We start from the raw sequence: 15,696 nt of genomic DNA, 5'->3' as shown, positions 1-15,696 counted from the left end.
ACCCGGGTCAGACGCGCTCGACGGTCAGCGAGTCGCCCGCCTCCAGCTCCGGGATGTCGACGCGCACGGTGTCGCCGTCCCGGATTTCGCCGGACAGCAGCTCCTTCGCCAGCTTGTCGCCGATCGCCGACTGGACCAGCCGCCGCAGCGGGCGGGCGCCGTAGATCGGGTCGAAGCCGTTCAGCGCCAGCCACTCGCGGGCGCCGTCCGTCACGTCCAGGTTCAGCCGGCGCTGGGCCAGCCGCGCGGCCAGCCGGGCCACCTGGATGTCCACAATGGACGTCAGCTGCTCGGTGCCGAGCGAGTGGAACACGACGATGTCGTCGAGCCGGTTGAGGAACTCCGGCTTGAACTGCCGCTGGACCACGTTCAGCACCGCGTCCCGCCGCTGCCGCTCGTCGAGCGACGGGTCGGCGATGGCCTGCGAACCGAGGTTCGAGGTCAGGATCAGGATGGTGTTGCGGAAGTCCACCGTCCGGCCCTGGCCGTCGGTCAGCCGCCCGTCGTCGAGGACCTGCAGCAGCACGTCGAAGACGTCCGGGTGCGCCTTCTCCACCTCGTCGAGCAGGACCACCGAGTACGGGCGCCGCCGGACGGCCTCGGTCAGCTGGCCGCCCTGGTCGTACCCGACGTAGCCCGGCGGGGCCCCGACCAGGCGCGCCACCGAGTGCTTCTCGGCGTACTCGCTCATGTCGATGCGCTGCATCGCGCGCTCGTCGTCGAACAGGAACTCCGCCAGCGCCTTGGCCAGCTCGGTCTTGCCGACACCGGTCGGGCCGAGGAACAGGAACGAGCCGGTCGGGCGGTCGGGGTCGGCGACGCCGGCCCGGCTGCGGCGCACCGCGTCCGCGACGACCTGCACGGCTTCGGCCTGTCCGATGACGCGCCGGCCCAGCTCCTCCTCCATCCGGAGCAGCTTGCCGGTCTCACCCTCGAGCAGCCGGCCGGCCGGAATGCCGGTCCACGCGCTCACGACGTCGGCGACGTCGTCCGCGCCGACCTCTTCCTTGAGCATCACGTTCTGCTGGCTGACCTCGCTCGCCGCGGTGGCCGCTTCGAACTCCTTCTCCAGCGCCGGGATCCGGCCGTAGCGCAGCTCGGCGGCCTTGCCGAGGTCGCCGTCGCGCTCGGCGCGTTCGGACTCGCCGCGCAGCTGCTCCAGCTGCTCCTTGAGCTCGCGGACCTTCTCGATCGAGCCCTTCTCGTTCTGCCAGCGCGCGGTCAACGCGGTCAGCGTCTCGCGCTTCTCCGCCAGCTCCGCGCGCAACGCGGCCAGCCGGTCGCGAGAAGCGGCGTCGCTCTCCTTCGCGAGCGCCATCTCCTCGATCTCGAGGCGACGCACCGCGCGCTCGACCTCGTCGATCTCCACCGGCCGCGAGTCGATCTCCATGCGCAGCTTGGACGCGGCCTCGTCGACGAGGTCGATGGCCTTGTCCGGCAGGAAGCGCGCGGTGATGTAGCGGTCGGACAGCGTCGCGGCGGCGACCAGCGCGGCGTCCGTGATCCGGACACCGTGGTGGACCTCGTAACGCTCCTTCAGCCCGCGCAGGATCGCGATGGTGTCCTCCGGCGACGGCTCGCCGACGAGCACCTGCTGGAAGCGCCGCTCCAGGGCGGCGTCCTTCTCGATGTGCTGGCGGTACTCGTCGAGCGTGGTCGCGCCGACCATCCGCAGCTCGCCACGGGCGAGCATCGGCTTGATCATGTTGCCCGCGTCCATCGCACCCTCGCCGGTCGCGCCGGCGCCGACGATCGTGTGCAGCTCGTCGATGAACGTGACGACCTCGCCCGCGGAGTCGGTGATCTCCTTGAGCACGGCCTTCAACCGCTCCTCGAACTCGCCGCGGAACTTCGCGCCGGCCACCATCGACCCGAGGTCGAGGGCGACGACGCGCTTGCCGCGCAGCGACTCGGGCACGTCCCCGGCGACGATGCGCTGGGCCAGGCCTTCGACGATGGCCGTCTTGCCTACGCCCGGCTCGCCGATCAGGACCGGGTTGTTCTTCGTGCGCCGCGACAGCACCTGCACGACGCGGCGGATCTCGGTGTCGCGCCCGATGACCGGGTCGAGCTCGCCGGCGCGGGCACGGTCGGTCAGGTCGACGCCGTACTTCTCCAGCGCCTTGAACGTGCTCTCCGGGTCCTCGCTGGTGATCCGGGCGGAGCCGCGGACCTTGACGAACGCCTCCTGCAGCGCGTCCGGCGTCGCGCCGTGGCGCTTGAGCAGGTCGGCCACCTGGCCGCCTTCGGTCGCGAGCCCGACGAGCAGGTGCTCGGTCGAGACGTACTCGTCGCCCAGCTCGGTGGCCAGCTTCTGCGCACGCGTCAGCGACTTGACGGCGAAGGTGTCGAACTGCGGGCTCGACACCGTCGCGCCGGTCGCCGACGGCAGCGCCGCGATCAGCGGTTCGAGCTCCTTGTGCACCACCCCCGGGTCGGCCCCGACCGCGGTCAGCAGCGGTGCGGTCAGCCCCTCACCCTGCGCCAGCAGGGCGCCCAGCAGGTGGGCGGCCGACACGTGCGGGTTGCCGGCCATGGTGGCCGCCTGCGCCGCGGACGAGATCGCCTGCTGGGTCTTCGTGGTCGGGTTGAAAGCGTCCATCCCTCACCTCATGCTCGATACATCAAAAGTCCAGGTGACAGGCCTGACCGAGACCTGACACTATCCTTAACGCACGAAAACTTGAGTCTGTTCCGCTCAACTCTGACCGGGTGCGACGGCACCCGCCGGCAACCGCGAGCCGAGCATCCCGAGCCCGGCGACGGCGAGACCGGCGCACGCCCCGACCAGCACCCAGGGTAACCAGTCGGCGACCGAGAACAACGCCACCACGACGGGCGCGAGGACCTGCGCCATGGTGAACGCGTACTGGTACGCAGCCAGATAACGGCCGCGGGCCACCGGAGGTGCCGCGGCTTCGGCGAGCGCCCCCGAACGCGGGCCGAAGACCAGGTCGCCGGCGGCGAAGATGAGCGTCGCGACCAGCAGGTACGCCACCTGCCAGCCGTCCGGCACGAGCAGCACGCCGAGGCTGACCAGGCACCACGCGGCGAACAGCGCCGAGCCCGCGCGCATCGCCGCGATCCGGGTCAGCCGGGCGGTGAGCCGCAGCGCGAGCGTGCCACCGACGCTGGTCAGCACGGTCAGCAGGGCGAGGATCGCGCCGGGCAGCCAGGCCGGGCCGTGCAGCCGGTCGAGCACGAACACCGGCGTCCCGATGAGGAAGAAGTCGAGCGAGAGCCCGAAGAGCCCGCTGAAGAGGATCAACGCGAGGTACGGCCGGTCGCGCAGGACCTTGACCGATCGTTCGCTTTGCGGCTTGTGCGGCCGCGCGAGCCGGACGAACAGAGCGAGGATCGAAGCGGCCACGAAGAACGTCACGACGTCGAGGACGAGCGCGATCCGGTACCCGACCGCCCCGAGCCAGGTCAGCAGCGCGCCCGCGACGAGCCCACCGAGGCCGAAGCAGCCGGCCCGCACCATCCCCACCTCGGCGAACGGCCGATCCTTCGGGACGTCACCCGCGACGTCGGCGATGAACACGAACAGGCAGCTGTAGAAGAGCTGCTGCCCGGTGGCGAGCAGCACCGCGGCGGCCACGACCGGCCCGGCGGCGTCGGCGAGCAGGTACGCGCCCGCTCCGGCGGCCTGCAGCAGTTGCGCGCCGATGACCACGGTCCGTGGTCCGACGCGGTCGACGAGCCGGCCGGCCAGCGGCGGCACGACCAGCCCGCCGATCGTGCCGAGCGTGACGGCCGTGCCCGCCACCGCGAGCGGCACACCGACCACTTGCGTCACGTAGACCAGCGCCAACGGGAGGAACAGACCTGAGCCGAAGTTGTCGATCCCCAGCGCGCACAGCAGTGCGACCCGGCTACGCGTCACCTTCCGACGTTAACCCCGGGGCCCGCCGCCGGGTCAGGACCGAACGGAGACATTCCGGCGTGCGAAATGCAACTGCCGGTGCGCCTGCGCGAGCACTACGTCACTTGTTCGTGTCGGCCAGGCAGGCCGCACTGCCGAGGGCCCGCCGGAGGTCGGCGTTCATCTCGGCGAGCCGCCCGGTGAGGTCGGTGACGCGCTCGTCGTCCCAGCCGCCGAGGGCCTTCTCCATGAACTCGAGGTAGTTGACCCGCCAGCGGGCGAGCTCGGCGCGCCCCTTCTCGGACACGCTCACCAGGGACGCGCGGCCGTCTTCGGGTGCGGGCCGGCGGTCCACCAGCCCGGCGGCGGACAGCTGCGTGATCTGCCTGCTGACCACCGAGAGGTCGACGAACCGGCGCTTGGCCAGCTCGGACGGCCTGGCTTCGCCGTTCTTCGCCAGGTCCGACAGCAGCATCGCGGCCGCGGGGTGCAGCCCCGGCTGGTCCTGCCAGGCCTGCATGATCCAGGCGTGCTGGAGCTGCGACGCGGTCTTCAGCTCACGCATGAGCTCGACCCGGACGTCGTCGTCGGTGTCGTCGAAGCCCATCTGGCCCTCCCGCCATTACTTGTGCCATACAAGTTTATTGCGCATCGCTTGCGCGAGCAAGGATCGGCCCGGTGAGGTCGCCCACGCCGTCACCGGCCGCAATACACCCGGTCGGAGCAACAATGCGGGCAAAAGGGCGCCCGGCGGCTACCCTGCGGACGGACCGCGCGCGCGGCGCGGTCGAGTGATTGAGGTGCAGCAGTGGCTAGAGATCCAGGAGGCGGCCGCAACCCATGACCGCCGACTCGGTCAGCCCGTTCCCCAGGTCTTCGGCCCCGCGTGAGGCCCCCGCGGCCGTCACCGCGATGGTCCGGCTCATCCGGGACAGCTGGGCCAAGTCGGAGCCCTACATCGCCGAAATCTCCCAGTTCTTCTACGGGATGCTGTTCACCCTCGCGCCGACCACGCGCGACTTCTTCCCGATCAACATGGAGATCCAGCGCGGCCGGCTGGTGCGCGCGCTGGTGCACATCGTGCAGATGGTCGACCGGCCCGACGACCTCGCGCCGTTCCTGCGGCAGCTGGGGCGCGACCACCGCAAGTTCGGCGTGGTCCCGCGTCATTACGAGGCCGTCGGAACGGCGCTGCTCGCGTCGCTGAAGAACCACCTCGGCCGGGAGTGGACGCCCGAGGTCGAGCGCGCGTGGGCCGAGGCGTTCACCATCGCCGCGCGCGCCATGCAGGACGCCGCCGCGTCCGACACGAACCCGCCGTCGTGGTCGGCCACCGTCGTCGAGCACCGGCGGCTGACCTGGGACCTCGCGCTGGTCCGGCTGGTGCCCGACCAGCCGGTGCCCTACCACCCGGGCCAGTACGTGAGCGTCGAAGTCCCGCAGCGGCCGCGGCTGTGGCGCTACCTCTCGCCGGCGAACGCGCCGCGTGAGGACGGCGGCATCGAGTTCCACGTCCGCGCGATCGACGGCGGCTGGGTGTCCCGGGCGATCGTCAGCCACACGCAGCCCGGCGACGTCTGGCGGCTCGGCCCGCCACTCGGCAGGATGACGGTCGACCGCGAAGCGTCACGAGGCGTCCTGATGGTCGCGGGCGGGACGGGCGTCGCGCCGCTGCGGTCGATCCTCGACCACCTCGCGCTGTGGGGCGAGAACCCGAAGACGCACCTCTTCTACGGCGGGCAGGCCCGCGAGGACCTCTACGACCTCGAGGAGCTGCGCGCGCTCGCGTCGGTCAACCCCTGGCTGACCGTGACGCCGGTGGTCGAACGCGGCGGTGACGTCCCCGGCTTCGAGCAGGGCACGCTCGCCGAGGCGATCACGCGGTACGGCTCCTGGCCGGACCACGACGTCCTCGTCTCCGGCTCGCCGGCGATGATCCGCGCGACGGTGTCGCGCATGCTGGTCGCGGGCAGCGCACTGGGCCAGATCCAGTACGACCCGTTCACGATCGACTAGCGAAAAATTGCCGGACACACTCGTCCGGTGCACAAATCGAACGAACAGCGGGAATTGTTACGCGCTTCGCGTAAAACCTTCGGGTGATCGTTTTTACGCTGCGCCAGACGGGGTTGACCGCGTGTGGCGAAATTGCTCCGTTCGAGCGGGACCGCGCGGAATCACGCGCATCTGCACGGGAATTCGCCTACAGTCGGGAACCCTCGGGGGCGGCACCGCACGGCGACGCCGCACACACGGCACGAAAAAAGCCTTTGCAGGACTGGAGAAAACCGTTCCCGATGAACGCTGAATCACTGAAGGTCTCCCCGTTGCCCCCGGCCGTTCCCGTTTCGGCGGTGGAGGGCCGCGAACTGGCCCGGCTTATTCGTGAAAGTTTTGCGGAGATCGAACCGAAAGCCGACGAACTCGCGCAGTACTTCTACGGCGCGTTGTTCGTGATCGCCCCGGATTGCCGCGACCTGTTCCCGGTCACCATGGCGAACCAGCGGAGCCGGTTGCTGCGCGCGCTGGTGTACGTCGTGCAGATGGTCGACCGGCCCGACGACCTGGTCACGTTCCTCGGGCAGCTCGGCCGCGACCACCGCAAGTTCGCCGTCGTCTCCCGCCACTACGACGCCGTCGGGGTCGCGCTGCTGGCCGCGTTGAAACGGTTCCTCAAGCAGAAGTGGACGCACGAGGTCGAGTGCGCGTGGACGACCGCGTACGGGCTCATCGCCAAGACCATGCGCGAGGCCGCGCAGGCCGAGACCGGGCCGGCGTCGTGGGCGGCGCGGGTGCTCGACCACCGCCGGCTGTCCCGGGACGTCGCGATGGTGCGGGTGCAGACCGAAGGGCTGCTGCCCTACCGGGCCGGCAGCTACGTGAGCGTGGAGGTGCCGCAGCGGCCGCGGATGTGGCGTTACCTCTCCCCGGCGAGCGCGCCGCGTGGCGACGGCCAGATGACGTTCCACGTGCGCGCGGTGCCCGGCGGCTGGGTCAGCGGCTCCATCGTCAACCACACCAAGCCGGGGGACGTCTGGCGGCTCGGGCCGGCGATGGGCGCGCTCAACGTGCGCCCGACCGCGACGCGCAAGCGGCTGCTGATGATCGCCGGCGGCACCGGGGTCACCCCGTTCGTCTCGATCCTCGACGACCTCGCGCACTGGAAGCGCAACCCGCCGGTGCACCTGTTCTTCGGCGGCCGAAGACCGGAGGACCTCTACGCGCTGGACGACCTCCGGCGGCTGACCGCGGTGTCGAAGTGGCTGACGGTCACCCCGGTCACCGAGGAGGGCGCGGTGCCGGGCGGCGACCGCGGCACGCTCGCCCACGCGGTGACCCAGCGCGGCGCGTGGAAGGACCACGACGTCCTCGTCTCCGGCTCGCCCGAGATGATCCGGGCGACGATCGCGAAGCTGCTGACCGCCGGCGTCGAGCTCGAACGCATCCGCTTCGACCCGTTCACCATGGACTGAGGGACACGCGGCCGGCGTCGATTCTCGCTATCGTCGCCGATATGGAGATGACTATTCCGGTTTCGGACGGCACCATCGGCGGCTACCTGGCGGAGCCCGCCGGCGGGGGACCGCACCCGGGCGTGGTGCTCATCCACGACGCGTTCGGGCTGAGCCAGGACACGAAGAACATCACCGACCGCTTCGCCGCCGAGGGTTACCTCGCGCTCAGCCCCGACCTGTACTCGCGCGGCGGGATGCGCCGCTGCGTGCGTCGCGTGTTCTCGGACATGTTCGCGAACCGGGGCCGGACGTTCGACGACATCGAGGCGTCCCGCGCGCTCCTGGCCGCCCGGCCGGACTCGTCGGGCCGGATCGGCATCGCCGGCTTCTGCATGGGCGGCGGCTTCGCGCTCGTCGCGGCGTCACGCGGCTTCGAGGCGTCGGCGCCCTACTACGGGCAACTACCGAAGAACCTGTCGGTCCTCGACGACGCGTGCCCGATCGTCGCGAGCTTCGGCAAGAAGGACTTCTCGCTGCGCGGCGCGGCGGCGAAGCTGGAGACAGCGCTCACCGAGCGTGAAATCCCGCACGACGTCAAGGAGTACGACGGTGCGAGCCACGGGTTCGCGAACAAGGTCAACGTCGCGCCGCCGCTGAACCTGCTGCTCAAGGTCGTGGGGTTCACCTACCACCACGAGGCGTCCGAAGACGCGTGGAGCCGGGTGACGGCGTTCTTCGGCGAACACCTGCAGCAACCGGCGCGACCTTCGCACTGAGCCGAGCGGGCTAGCGATCTCTCCGAACGGCGGTAGTTCGTTGACCGTTGTGCCCGAATCGACTTATGGTCTAGACCACATCTTCCCCGGATGTGCTCGTTCGTCCTCCCCTCGGAACGACGGCGTTCCCCCTCGAGGAGCCGAAATGACCTGGAACAGAAAGCTTTTCGCGGCCGCTGCCGGTGTCCTGCTCGCCCCGGTGCTGGTCGTCGTCCTCCCCGCCACCACCGCGAGCGCGCACGGATACATCTCCGACCCGCCCAGCCGGCAGGCCAACTGCGCGGCCGGGAAGGTCCCGAACTGCGGCCAGATCGTCTACGAACCCCAGAGCGTCGAAGGTCCGAAGGGCCTGCGCAGCTGCAACGCCGGGCTGTCGCAGTTCGCCGAACTGGCCGACGAGTCGAAGCCCTGGCCGGCCAAGTCGGTCGGCACGACGGTGACGTTCAACTGGGTGTTCACCGCCCGGCACGCCACCTCGAGCTACGAGTACTACATCGGCGGCACCCGCGTCGCGAACATCCCGGGCAACAACCAGCAGCCCCCGGCGACCGTCTCGCACACGGTGAACCTGGCCGGCTACTCGGGCCGGGTCAAGGTGCTGGCGATCTGGAACATCTCCGACACGGCCAACGCGTTCTACAGCTGCGTCGACCTCCAGATCGGCGGTGGCGGCACGACCACTCCGCCGCCGACCACGACGACCCCGCCCCCGACGACGACCCGCCCGCCGACCACGACCCCGACGACCCCGCCTTCGAGCGGGACGTGGGCAGCCGGGACGGCGTACAAGGTCGGCGACACGGTCACCTACAACGGGGTGAGCTACCGCTGCATCCAGCCGCACACGGCGATCGCGGGCTGGGAGCCGCCCAACACCCCGGCGCTCTGGCAGCGCCAGTGAGGGTATGGCTCGCCGCTGTCGCGCTGCTGCTGACGGGTTGCAGCGCGACGGCGGCTCCACCCGCGTACAACGCGGCCGACGTGATGTTCCTGCAGATGCTGATCCCCCAGAACCAGCAGGGCATCGAGGTCGTCCGGCTGGCCGCGGACCACCCGTTGCCACCGCAGTTGAAGGAACTGGCGGCGGCGATCGAGTCGACCCAGCAGACCGAGATCACCGACATGCGCAACTGGCTCCGCGCGTGGAGCCAGCCCGAGACGATGGACATGAACCCCCAGGCGCACGCGGGCCACGGCGGCATGAAGATGACGTCGCCGGACGTGGTGGGAGCGCTGCGCACGGCCCCGGCGGCGGAGTTCCCCCGCAAGTTCCTGGACGTGCTGACCGGCCAGCAACAGGGGGCGGTCGAGCTGGCCCAGACGGAGAACTCGGCGAGCGGCGGAGTCAACGCGCAGGTGCGGGACTTGGCCCGGCGGGTGATCGAGTCGCGGAGCGCCGAAGTGAAGCAGTTGTTGAACTTCAAGGTGTGACGTCCCCGCGGCCCCGGGGTGCCGGCCGCGAGCAGCCCCCTGCCCGGCTGCTCGCGGCCGGCGCGGTTCCGGGCTCGCCGGCGCGCCAACCCGGCCGCGGCTCTGCCTGCGCCGAAATTCGCTTGGCCGCCTTCCCGTGCCGCACTAACCTCGCGATCATGATGTTCTCCTTCGCCGTCTTCGCGAGGTTGCGCAACCGCCGCTAGCGGCGGCGCACCGAACACTTTCCCTGCCCGCCGCTCCGGCCATCGCCGGGCGGCCCCTCCTGTGCTGCCCGGCTCCCTCCAGAGCTGCGGAGCAACCCTTGAACCCCCTTGCGACCGAACACGCCCACCTGCGCGCGGAAGGCGTCGGCGTCACGCTCGGTTCCCGCCGCGTCCTGCACGACGTCACCATCACCGTGTCGGCCCGGTCCCGGCTGGCGATCGTCGGCGAAAACGGGCGCGGCAAGACCACCCTGCTGCACGTCCTCGCCGGGCTGCGGACACCCGACCACGGCACCGTTCATCGGACGGGCACCGTCGGCGTCGCCCGGCAGGCGCTGCCGTTCCGGTCCGGCGAAACCGTCGGCACGCTGACCACCGAAGCCCTGCGCGACTCCCACGAAGCATTGCGCGCACTCGACGCGGCGGCTTCGGACTTCGAGGAAGACAGCTACACCGCCGCGCTCGAAGCGGCCACGCGCCTCGACGCGTGGGACGCCGAGCGCCGCATCGACGTCGCCCTCGAAGCCCTCTCCGCCTGCACCGACCGAACCCGCGAGCTGAGCACGCTCTCGGTCGGGCAGCGCTACCGCGTGCGCCTGGCCTGCCTGCTCGGCGCGCGGCACGACTTCCTGCTGCTCGACGAGCCCGGCAACCACCTCGACGCCGACGGCCTCGCCTTCCTGACGGCCCGCCTGCGCGGGCACGACGGCGGCGTCGCCCTGGTCAGCCACGACCGCGCGCTGCTCGCCGACGTCGCTTCCGAGTTCCTCGACCTCGACCCCAGCCAGGACGGCCGCCCGCGGGTGTACGCGGGCGGGTACCAGGCCTGGCGGGACGGTCGCCACCGCGACCGCGAGCGCTGGCTGCAGGAGTTCGAGGAACAGCAGGACACCCACCGGCAGCTGACGCTCGCGGTGACGCAGGCCCGCGACCGGCTCAGCACGGGCTGGCGGCCGGACAAGGGCACCGGACGTCACCAGCGCCAGTCGCGCGCACCCGGCGTGGTCCAGGCGCTGAACCGCGAGCGGGCCGCGCTGGAGGCCCACCGCGTGACGGTGCCGGAACCGCCGTTGTCGTTGCGCTGGCCCGATTTCGGCACCGGATCTCGCCAATCACTGGTCGACGTGCACGAAGTCGCGGTGGCCGGCCGCCTCCGCGGGCCGGTCACGGTGACGATCGCCCGCGGCGACCGGCTGCTCGTGACGGGCGGCAACGGGGCCGGCAAGTCGACGTTCCTGTCGGCCCTGACCGGCGAGCTGGCCCCGACGAGCGGGACGGTCCGCCGGGCGCCCGACGCACGGATCGCGTTGGTGGGCCAGGAAACACCGGCGTGGCCGGCGGAGTCGATGGCTCGCCGGCTGTTCGAGCGCGAGGGCGTCCCGTTCTCGGCGATGGGCCTGCTCGACGCGGAGGCGTTGCGGACGCCGGTGGGCCGGATGTCCCAGGGCCAGCAGCGCCGGCTGGATTTGGCGTTGCGCCTCGCGGGACGGCCGGACTTGCTGGTGTTCGACGAGCCGACCAACCACCTGTCGGCGACGCTCGTCGAGGAGCTGACGGAGGCATTGCTGACAACGCCGGCCGCGGTGGTGGTCGCGACGCACGACCGCCGGATGCTGGCGGACTTGGCAGAGTGGCGCCGATTGGAGCTGTGACGCGAGAGGGCCTCCCCGGTCGCCCGGGGAGGCCCTCTTCGCTCCAGCGGTCAGCGGCGCTTCGGCCGCCAGACCACCATCGCCGTCTGCTGGTTGAGCGGGACCAGGTCCCGCCGGTAGGACGCGTGCGCCGCCGCGGCCGCTTGTTCCGCCGCCGCATACGCCGCCGCCAGTTCTTCGGTGATCTCCGCGAGCCGGAGCCGCAGCGCGTCGACCTGGTTCTCCAGCTCGATGATGCGCTTGATGCCGGCCAGGTTGACACCGTCCTCTTGCGACAGACGTTGCACCTCGCGCAGCAACGCGATGTCCCGCATCGAGTAGCGCCGGCCACCACCGGAGGTGCGGCCCGGCGACACCAGGCCCTGCCGGTCGTAGGTGCGCAACGTCTGCGCGTGCATCCCGGCAAGCTGCGCCGCCACCGAGATGACGAACACCGGCGTCTCTTCGTCGCCCTCCTGCGGAATCCCGCCGAACATCACACTCACCTGCCTTCGAGCAGCTCAGTGATCTCGGGCCGGGGGTCGTGCCCGGCCATCGACTCGGCGTACGCCTCCAGTGCCTCGCGCGCCTTGTCGTCCAGTTTGGCGGGAATCGCCGCCTGGAGGGTGACGAGGAGGTCACCTTGCGAACCGTCTCGCTTGGCGATGCCCTTGCCGCGCACGCGCAGCACCCGCCCGCTCGCGGTGCCCGGCGGCACCTTGAGCGAGACCTTGGCGTCCAGCGTCGGCACCGTGATCGTGGTGCCCAGCGTCAGCTCGGTGAAGTCCACCGGCACGGTGAGCGTCAGGTCGAGCGACTTCGGCTTGCGGCCGAACAACGCGTGCGGAGCCACGTGCACCCGGACGTAGAGGTCGCCCGCCTGCGCGCCACCCCGGCCCGGCTCGCCCTGGCCCGCCAGCCGGATCCGCTGGTCGTCGTCGACGCCCGGCGGGATCCGGACGGTCAGCGTGCGAGTCCGCGTGCTGACGCCCTCGCCACCGCACTCCGGGCACGGGTCGTCGATGATCGTCCCGCGGCCACGGCAGTCGCGGCACGGCTCGGAGAAGGCGAACGCGCCCTGGCTGCGGCTGACCAGCCCCGACCCGGAACAGGTCGGGCAGGTCCGCGGCGACGTGCCCGGCTTCGCGCCGTTGCCGCCGCACGTCGAACAGGTCGCCGGGCTCGACAGCCGCAACGGCAGGGTCGCGCCCTTGACCGCCTCGACGAAGTCGATCCGCACGTCCGTCTCGACGTCGGCGCCGCGCTGCGGCCGGTTGGCCGTCGCGCCCGCCGTCGTCCGGCCGCGGCCGAACAGCCCGCCGAGGATGTCGCCGAGCCCGCCGAAGCCGCCCTGCTGACCGGCCCCGGCCTGGCCGAAGATGTCGCCCACGTCGAAGCCGCCGGCCCCGCCGCCACCGCCGGGGAAGTTGAACCCGCCCCCGCCGCCGAACAGGCGCCGCGCCTCGTCGTACTCCTTGCGCTTGCTCGCGTCGGAGAGCACGCCGTAGGCCTCGGAGACCGCCTTGAACTTCTGCTCCGCCTGCGCGTTGCCGGCGTTCGCGTCCGGGTGGTTCTCCTTGGCCAGCTTGCGGTAGGCCTTCTTGATCTCGTCCGCCGTGGCGTCGGAGGAGACGCCCAGCTCACGGTAGAAGTCCTTACCGATCCATTCCCGCGCGCTCATCGGGCGTCTCCTCCTCCCACTTGGGTTCTCCTAGTGCTGCTGGTCATCGAGTCCGCCGCCGAGTGGCAGCTCGCCACCGACGGACGGGTCCACCGGGGCCGCGCCGGGCTCGTGGTCGGTCACGCCGACCAGCGCCGCCCGCAGAACGCGGTCTCCGAAGCGGTAGCCGCGGCGCATGACCACGGTGACCGTCGGGCCCGCCACGTCCGGCGAGGTGTTGTGCTGCACGGCCTCGTGCACGCTCGGGTCGAAGGCCTCGCCCTCGGTGCCGAACGACTCGAGCCCCGCGCGCTGCAGGCCGCTGATCAGCTTGTCGCCGACCGCCTTGAACGCGCCGGTGAGGTCACCGTGCTGCTCGGCCCGCTCGAGGTCGTCGAGCAGCGGCAGCAGGTCGTTGACCACGGTCGCCTTCGCGCCGAGGACGACGGCCTCGCGGTCGCGCTCCACCCGCTTGCGGTAGTTGGCGTACTCCGCCTGCAGGCGCTGGAGGTCGGCGGTGCGCTCGGCCAGCTCCTTCTCGACGTCGGACACGACCGACACCGACTCGTCCACAATGGACTCGCCGAGCGAGGGGCCCGCGTGCTCCACGGGCGCGTCCTCCGGCTCCGGCGCGGCGTGGGCCGGACCGGGCGGGCGGACCTGCCCGGTCTGGGGGTCCACCCGACGACGGTCCCGCACGACCACCGGCTCCTCGGGGCCGCGGCCCTGGTTCTCGGTTTCGTCGTAGCTGTGGGTCACTTCTTTTCGTCCTCTTCGACGATCTCGGCGTCCACCACGTCATCGGCCTTGGCCTGACCGCCGGCCGCACCGGCGTCGCCGGCCGCACCCGCGCCCGCGGCGCCCTCGGCACCCGGCTGAGCGGCGTTCGCGTTGGCGTACAGGGCGGTGCCCAGCTCCTGCGAAGCGGTGTTCAGCTTCTCGATCGACTCACGGATCTTCGCCGAGTCGGTGCCCTTGAGCGCCTCGTTCGACTCGTCGATCGCGGACTTGACCTTGCCCTTGAGGTCCTCGGGCAGCTTGTCGTCGTTGTCCTTGAGGAACTTCTCGGTCTGGTAGACCAGGGTCTCGGCCTGGTTGCGCGTCTCGGCCTCTTCGCGCCGGGTCTTGTCTTCCTCGGCGTGCGCCTCGGCGTCCTTGACCATCCGCTCGATGTCGTCCTTCGGCAGCGCGGAGCCACCGGTGATCGTCATCGACTGCTCCTTGTTCGTGCCCAGGTCCTTGGCCAGGACGTGCACGATGCCGTTCGCGTCGATGTCGAAGGTGACCTCGATCTGCGGCACGCCACGCGGGGCGGGCGGCAGGCCGGTCAGCTCGAACATGCCGAGCTTCTTGTTGTGCGCGGCGATCTCGCGCTCACCCTGGAACACCTGGATCTGCACCGACGGCTGGTTGTCGTCCGCGGTGGAGAAGATCTCCGAGCGCTTGGTCGGGATCGTGGTGTTGCGCTCGATGAGCTTGGTGAACACGCCACCCTTGGTCTCGATGCCGAGCGACAGCGGGGTGACGTCCAGCAGCAGGACGTCCTTGACCTCGCCCTTCAGGACACCGGCCTGCAGCGCCGCGCCGACCGCGACGACCTCGTCCGGGTTCACGCCCTTGTTCGGCTCGCGGCCGCCGGTCAGCTCCTTGACCAGGTCCGACACGGCCGGCATGCGGGTGGAACCACCGACGAGCACGACGTGGTCGATGTCGCCGACGGCGATGCCCGCGTCGCGGATCACGTTGTTGAACGGGTTCCGGGTGCGCTCGAGCAGGTCCGAGGTGATCTTCTGGAACTCGGCGCGCGAGAGCTGCTCGTCGAGGAACAGCGGGTTCTTGTCGGCGTCGACCGTGATGTAGGGCAGGTTGATGCCGGCCGAGTTCGAGCTGGACAGCTCGATCTTCGCCTTCTCCGCCGCCTCGCGGATGCGCTGCAGCGCCATCTTGTCCTTGGTCAGGTCGATGCCGTTCGTGGCCTTGAACTTGTCGACCAGCCACTTGACGATGCGCTCGTCCCAGTCGTCACCACCGAGGTGGTTGTCACCGGAGGTCGCGCGGACCTCGACGACGCCCTCGCCGATCTCCAGCAGCGAGACGTCGAACGTGCCGCCACCGAGGTCGAAGACCAGGATGGTCTGTTCCTTCTCGCCCTTGTCCAGGCCGTACGCCAGCGCGGCGGCGGTCGGCTCGTTGACGATGCGGAGCACGTTCAGGCCGGCGATCTGCCCGGCCTCCTTCGTGGCCTGCCGCTGCGCGTCCTCGAAGTACGCCGGGACGGTGATCACCGCGTCGGTGATGGTCTCGCCCAGGTACGCCTCGGCGTCGCGCTTGAGCTTCATCAGCACCCGGGCGCTGATCTCCTGCGACGTGTAGTTCTTGCCGTCGATCTCGGTCTTCCAGTCGGTGCCGATGTGCCGCTTCACGGACCGGATCGTCCGGTCGACGTTCGTCACGGCCTGGTTCTTCGCCGGCTGACCGGTCAGCACTTCACCGTTCTTGGCGAAGGCGACGATCGAGGGGGTGGTCCGGGAGCCTTCCGAGTTGGCGATGACCGTCGGCTCGCCGCCCTCAAGGACGGCTACGACCGAGTTGGTCGTGCCGAGGTCGATGCCGACCGCTCGCGCCATGGTGCTTTCCTCCTGTGTAAGCCTGCTATGTTCGTGACCTGCACG

General features: G+C 70.7%; 13 protein-coding genes. 6 read left to right on the top strand and 7 right to left on the bottom strand.

Translation table 11 applies throughout. The features are described 5' to 3' along the window. Positions 1-7 precede the first annotated feature (7 nt). The 3 genes from clpB to BLV96_RS18510 all read right to left on the bottom strand — a co-directional run bounded on the left by clpB (position 8) and on the right by BLV96_RS18510 (position 4,472). Entirely contained in the window at positions 8-2,602 is a 2,595-nt protein-coding gene (gene clpB / locus BLV96_RS18520) for an ATP-dependent chaperone ClpB (RefSeq protein WP_086671739.1), read from the bottom strand. Positions 2,603-2,698: 96 nt separating this feature from the next. Beyond that, positions 2,699-3,886 (bottom strand): MFS transporter, encoded by a 1,188-nt coding sequence (locus BLV96_RS18515; RefSeq protein ID WP_086671737.1) that lies wholly within the window; start codon positions 3,884-3,886, stop codon positions 2,699-2,701. Positions 3,887-3,986: 100 nt separating this feature from the next. Then, positions 3,987-4,472: a MarR family winged helix-turn-helix transcriptional regulator gene (locus tag BLV96_RS18510; protein WP_086671733.1), complete on the bottom strand. Its 486-nt coding sequence runs from the start codon at positions 4,470-4,472 to the stop codon at positions 3,987-3,989. A gap of 233 nt (positions 4,473-4,705) precedes the next feature. Here BLV96_RS18510 and BLV96_RS18505 point away from each other — a divergent pair, with 233 nt between their 5' ends. The 6 genes from BLV96_RS18505 to BLV96_RS18475 all read left to right on the top strand — a co-directional run bounded on the left by BLV96_RS18505 (position 4,706) and on the right by BLV96_RS18475 (position 11,385). Further along, positions 4,706-5,881: a globin domain-containing protein gene (locus BLV96_RS18505; RefSeq protein ID WP_208608260.1), complete on the top strand. Its 1,176-nt coding sequence runs from the start codon at positions 4,706-4,708 to the stop codon at positions 5,879-5,881. A 353-nt stretch (positions 5,882-6,234) separates the two neighbouring features. Further along, entirely contained in the window at positions 6,235-7,338 is a 1,104-nt protein-coding gene (locus BLV96_RS18500; RefSeq protein WP_086671849.1) for a globin domain-containing protein, read from the top strand. 41 nt (positions 7,339-7,379) lie between these two features. Continuing rightward, on the top strand, positions 7,380-8,096 hold the full coding sequence (locus tag BLV96_RS18495; RefSeq protein WP_086671731.1) for a dienelactone hydrolase family protein: 717 nt from the start codon (positions 7,380-7,382) through the stop codon (positions 8,094-8,096). Between the two features lie 145 nt (positions 8,097-8,241). Then, on the top strand, positions 8,242-8,997 hold the full coding sequence (locus BLV96_RS18490; protein WP_091389337.1) for a lytic polysaccharide monooxygenase: 756 nt from the start codon (positions 8,242-8,244) through the stop codon (positions 8,995-8,997). After that, a complete protein-coding gene (locus BLV96_RS18485) occupies positions 8,994-9,527 on the top strand; it encodes a DUF305 domain-containing protein (RefSeq protein ID WP_244180304.1) in 534 nt (177 codons plus the stop codon). Before BLV96_RS18490 ends, BLV96_RS18485 begins: the two co-directional genes overlap by 4 nt. Before the next feature lie 304 nt (positions 9,528-9,831). Next, entirely contained in the window at positions 9,832-11,385 is a 1,554-nt protein-coding gene (locus BLV96_RS18475) for an ATP-binding cassette domain-containing protein (RefSeq protein WP_244180303.1), read from the top strand. 50 nt (positions 11,386-11,435) lie between these two features. Here the strand turns inward: BLV96_RS18475 and BLV96_RS18470 are convergent, their stop codons facing one another. The 4 genes from BLV96_RS18470 to dnaK are packed head-to-tail and all read right to left on the bottom strand — an operon-like array spanning position 11,436 to position 15,651. Further along, entirely contained in the window at positions 11,436-11,861 is a 426-nt protein-coding gene (locus tag BLV96_RS18470) for a heat shock protein transcriptional repressor HspR (RefSeq protein WP_167379646.1), read from the bottom strand. A 5-nt stretch (positions 11,862-11,866) separates the two neighbouring features. Further along, entirely contained in the window at positions 11,867-13,045 is a 1,179-nt protein-coding gene (gene dnaJ, locus BLV96_RS18465; protein WP_086671121.1) for a molecular chaperone DnaJ, read from the bottom strand. Positions 13,046-13,075: 30 nt separating this feature from the next. Then, positions 13,076-13,783 (bottom strand): nucleotide exchange factor GrpE, encoded by a 708-nt coding sequence (grpE, locus tag BLV96_RS18460; protein ID WP_086671119.1) that lies wholly within the window; start codon positions 13,781-13,783, stop codon positions 13,076-13,078. Then, positions 13,780-15,651: a molecular chaperone DnaK gene (gene dnaK / locus BLV96_RS18455; RefSeq protein ID WP_086671117.1), complete on the bottom strand. Its 1,872-nt coding sequence runs from the start codon at positions 15,649-15,651 to the stop codon at positions 13,780-13,782. Before dnaK ends, grpE begins: the two co-directional genes overlap by 4 nt. Between the last annotated feature and the right edge of the window lie 45 nt (positions 15,652-15,696).

The sequence above is a fragment of the Amycolatopsis pretoriensis genome, from assembly GCF_900107925.1.
In the GTDB taxonomy this organism is placed as follows: domain Bacteria; phylum Actinomycetota; class Actinomycetes; order Mycobacteriales; family Pseudonocardiaceae; genus Amycolatopsis; species Amycolatopsis pretoriensis.
The sequence above is the reverse complement of the archived record's forward strand: the minus strand, read 5'-3'. Positions and strand labels throughout refer to the sequence as shown.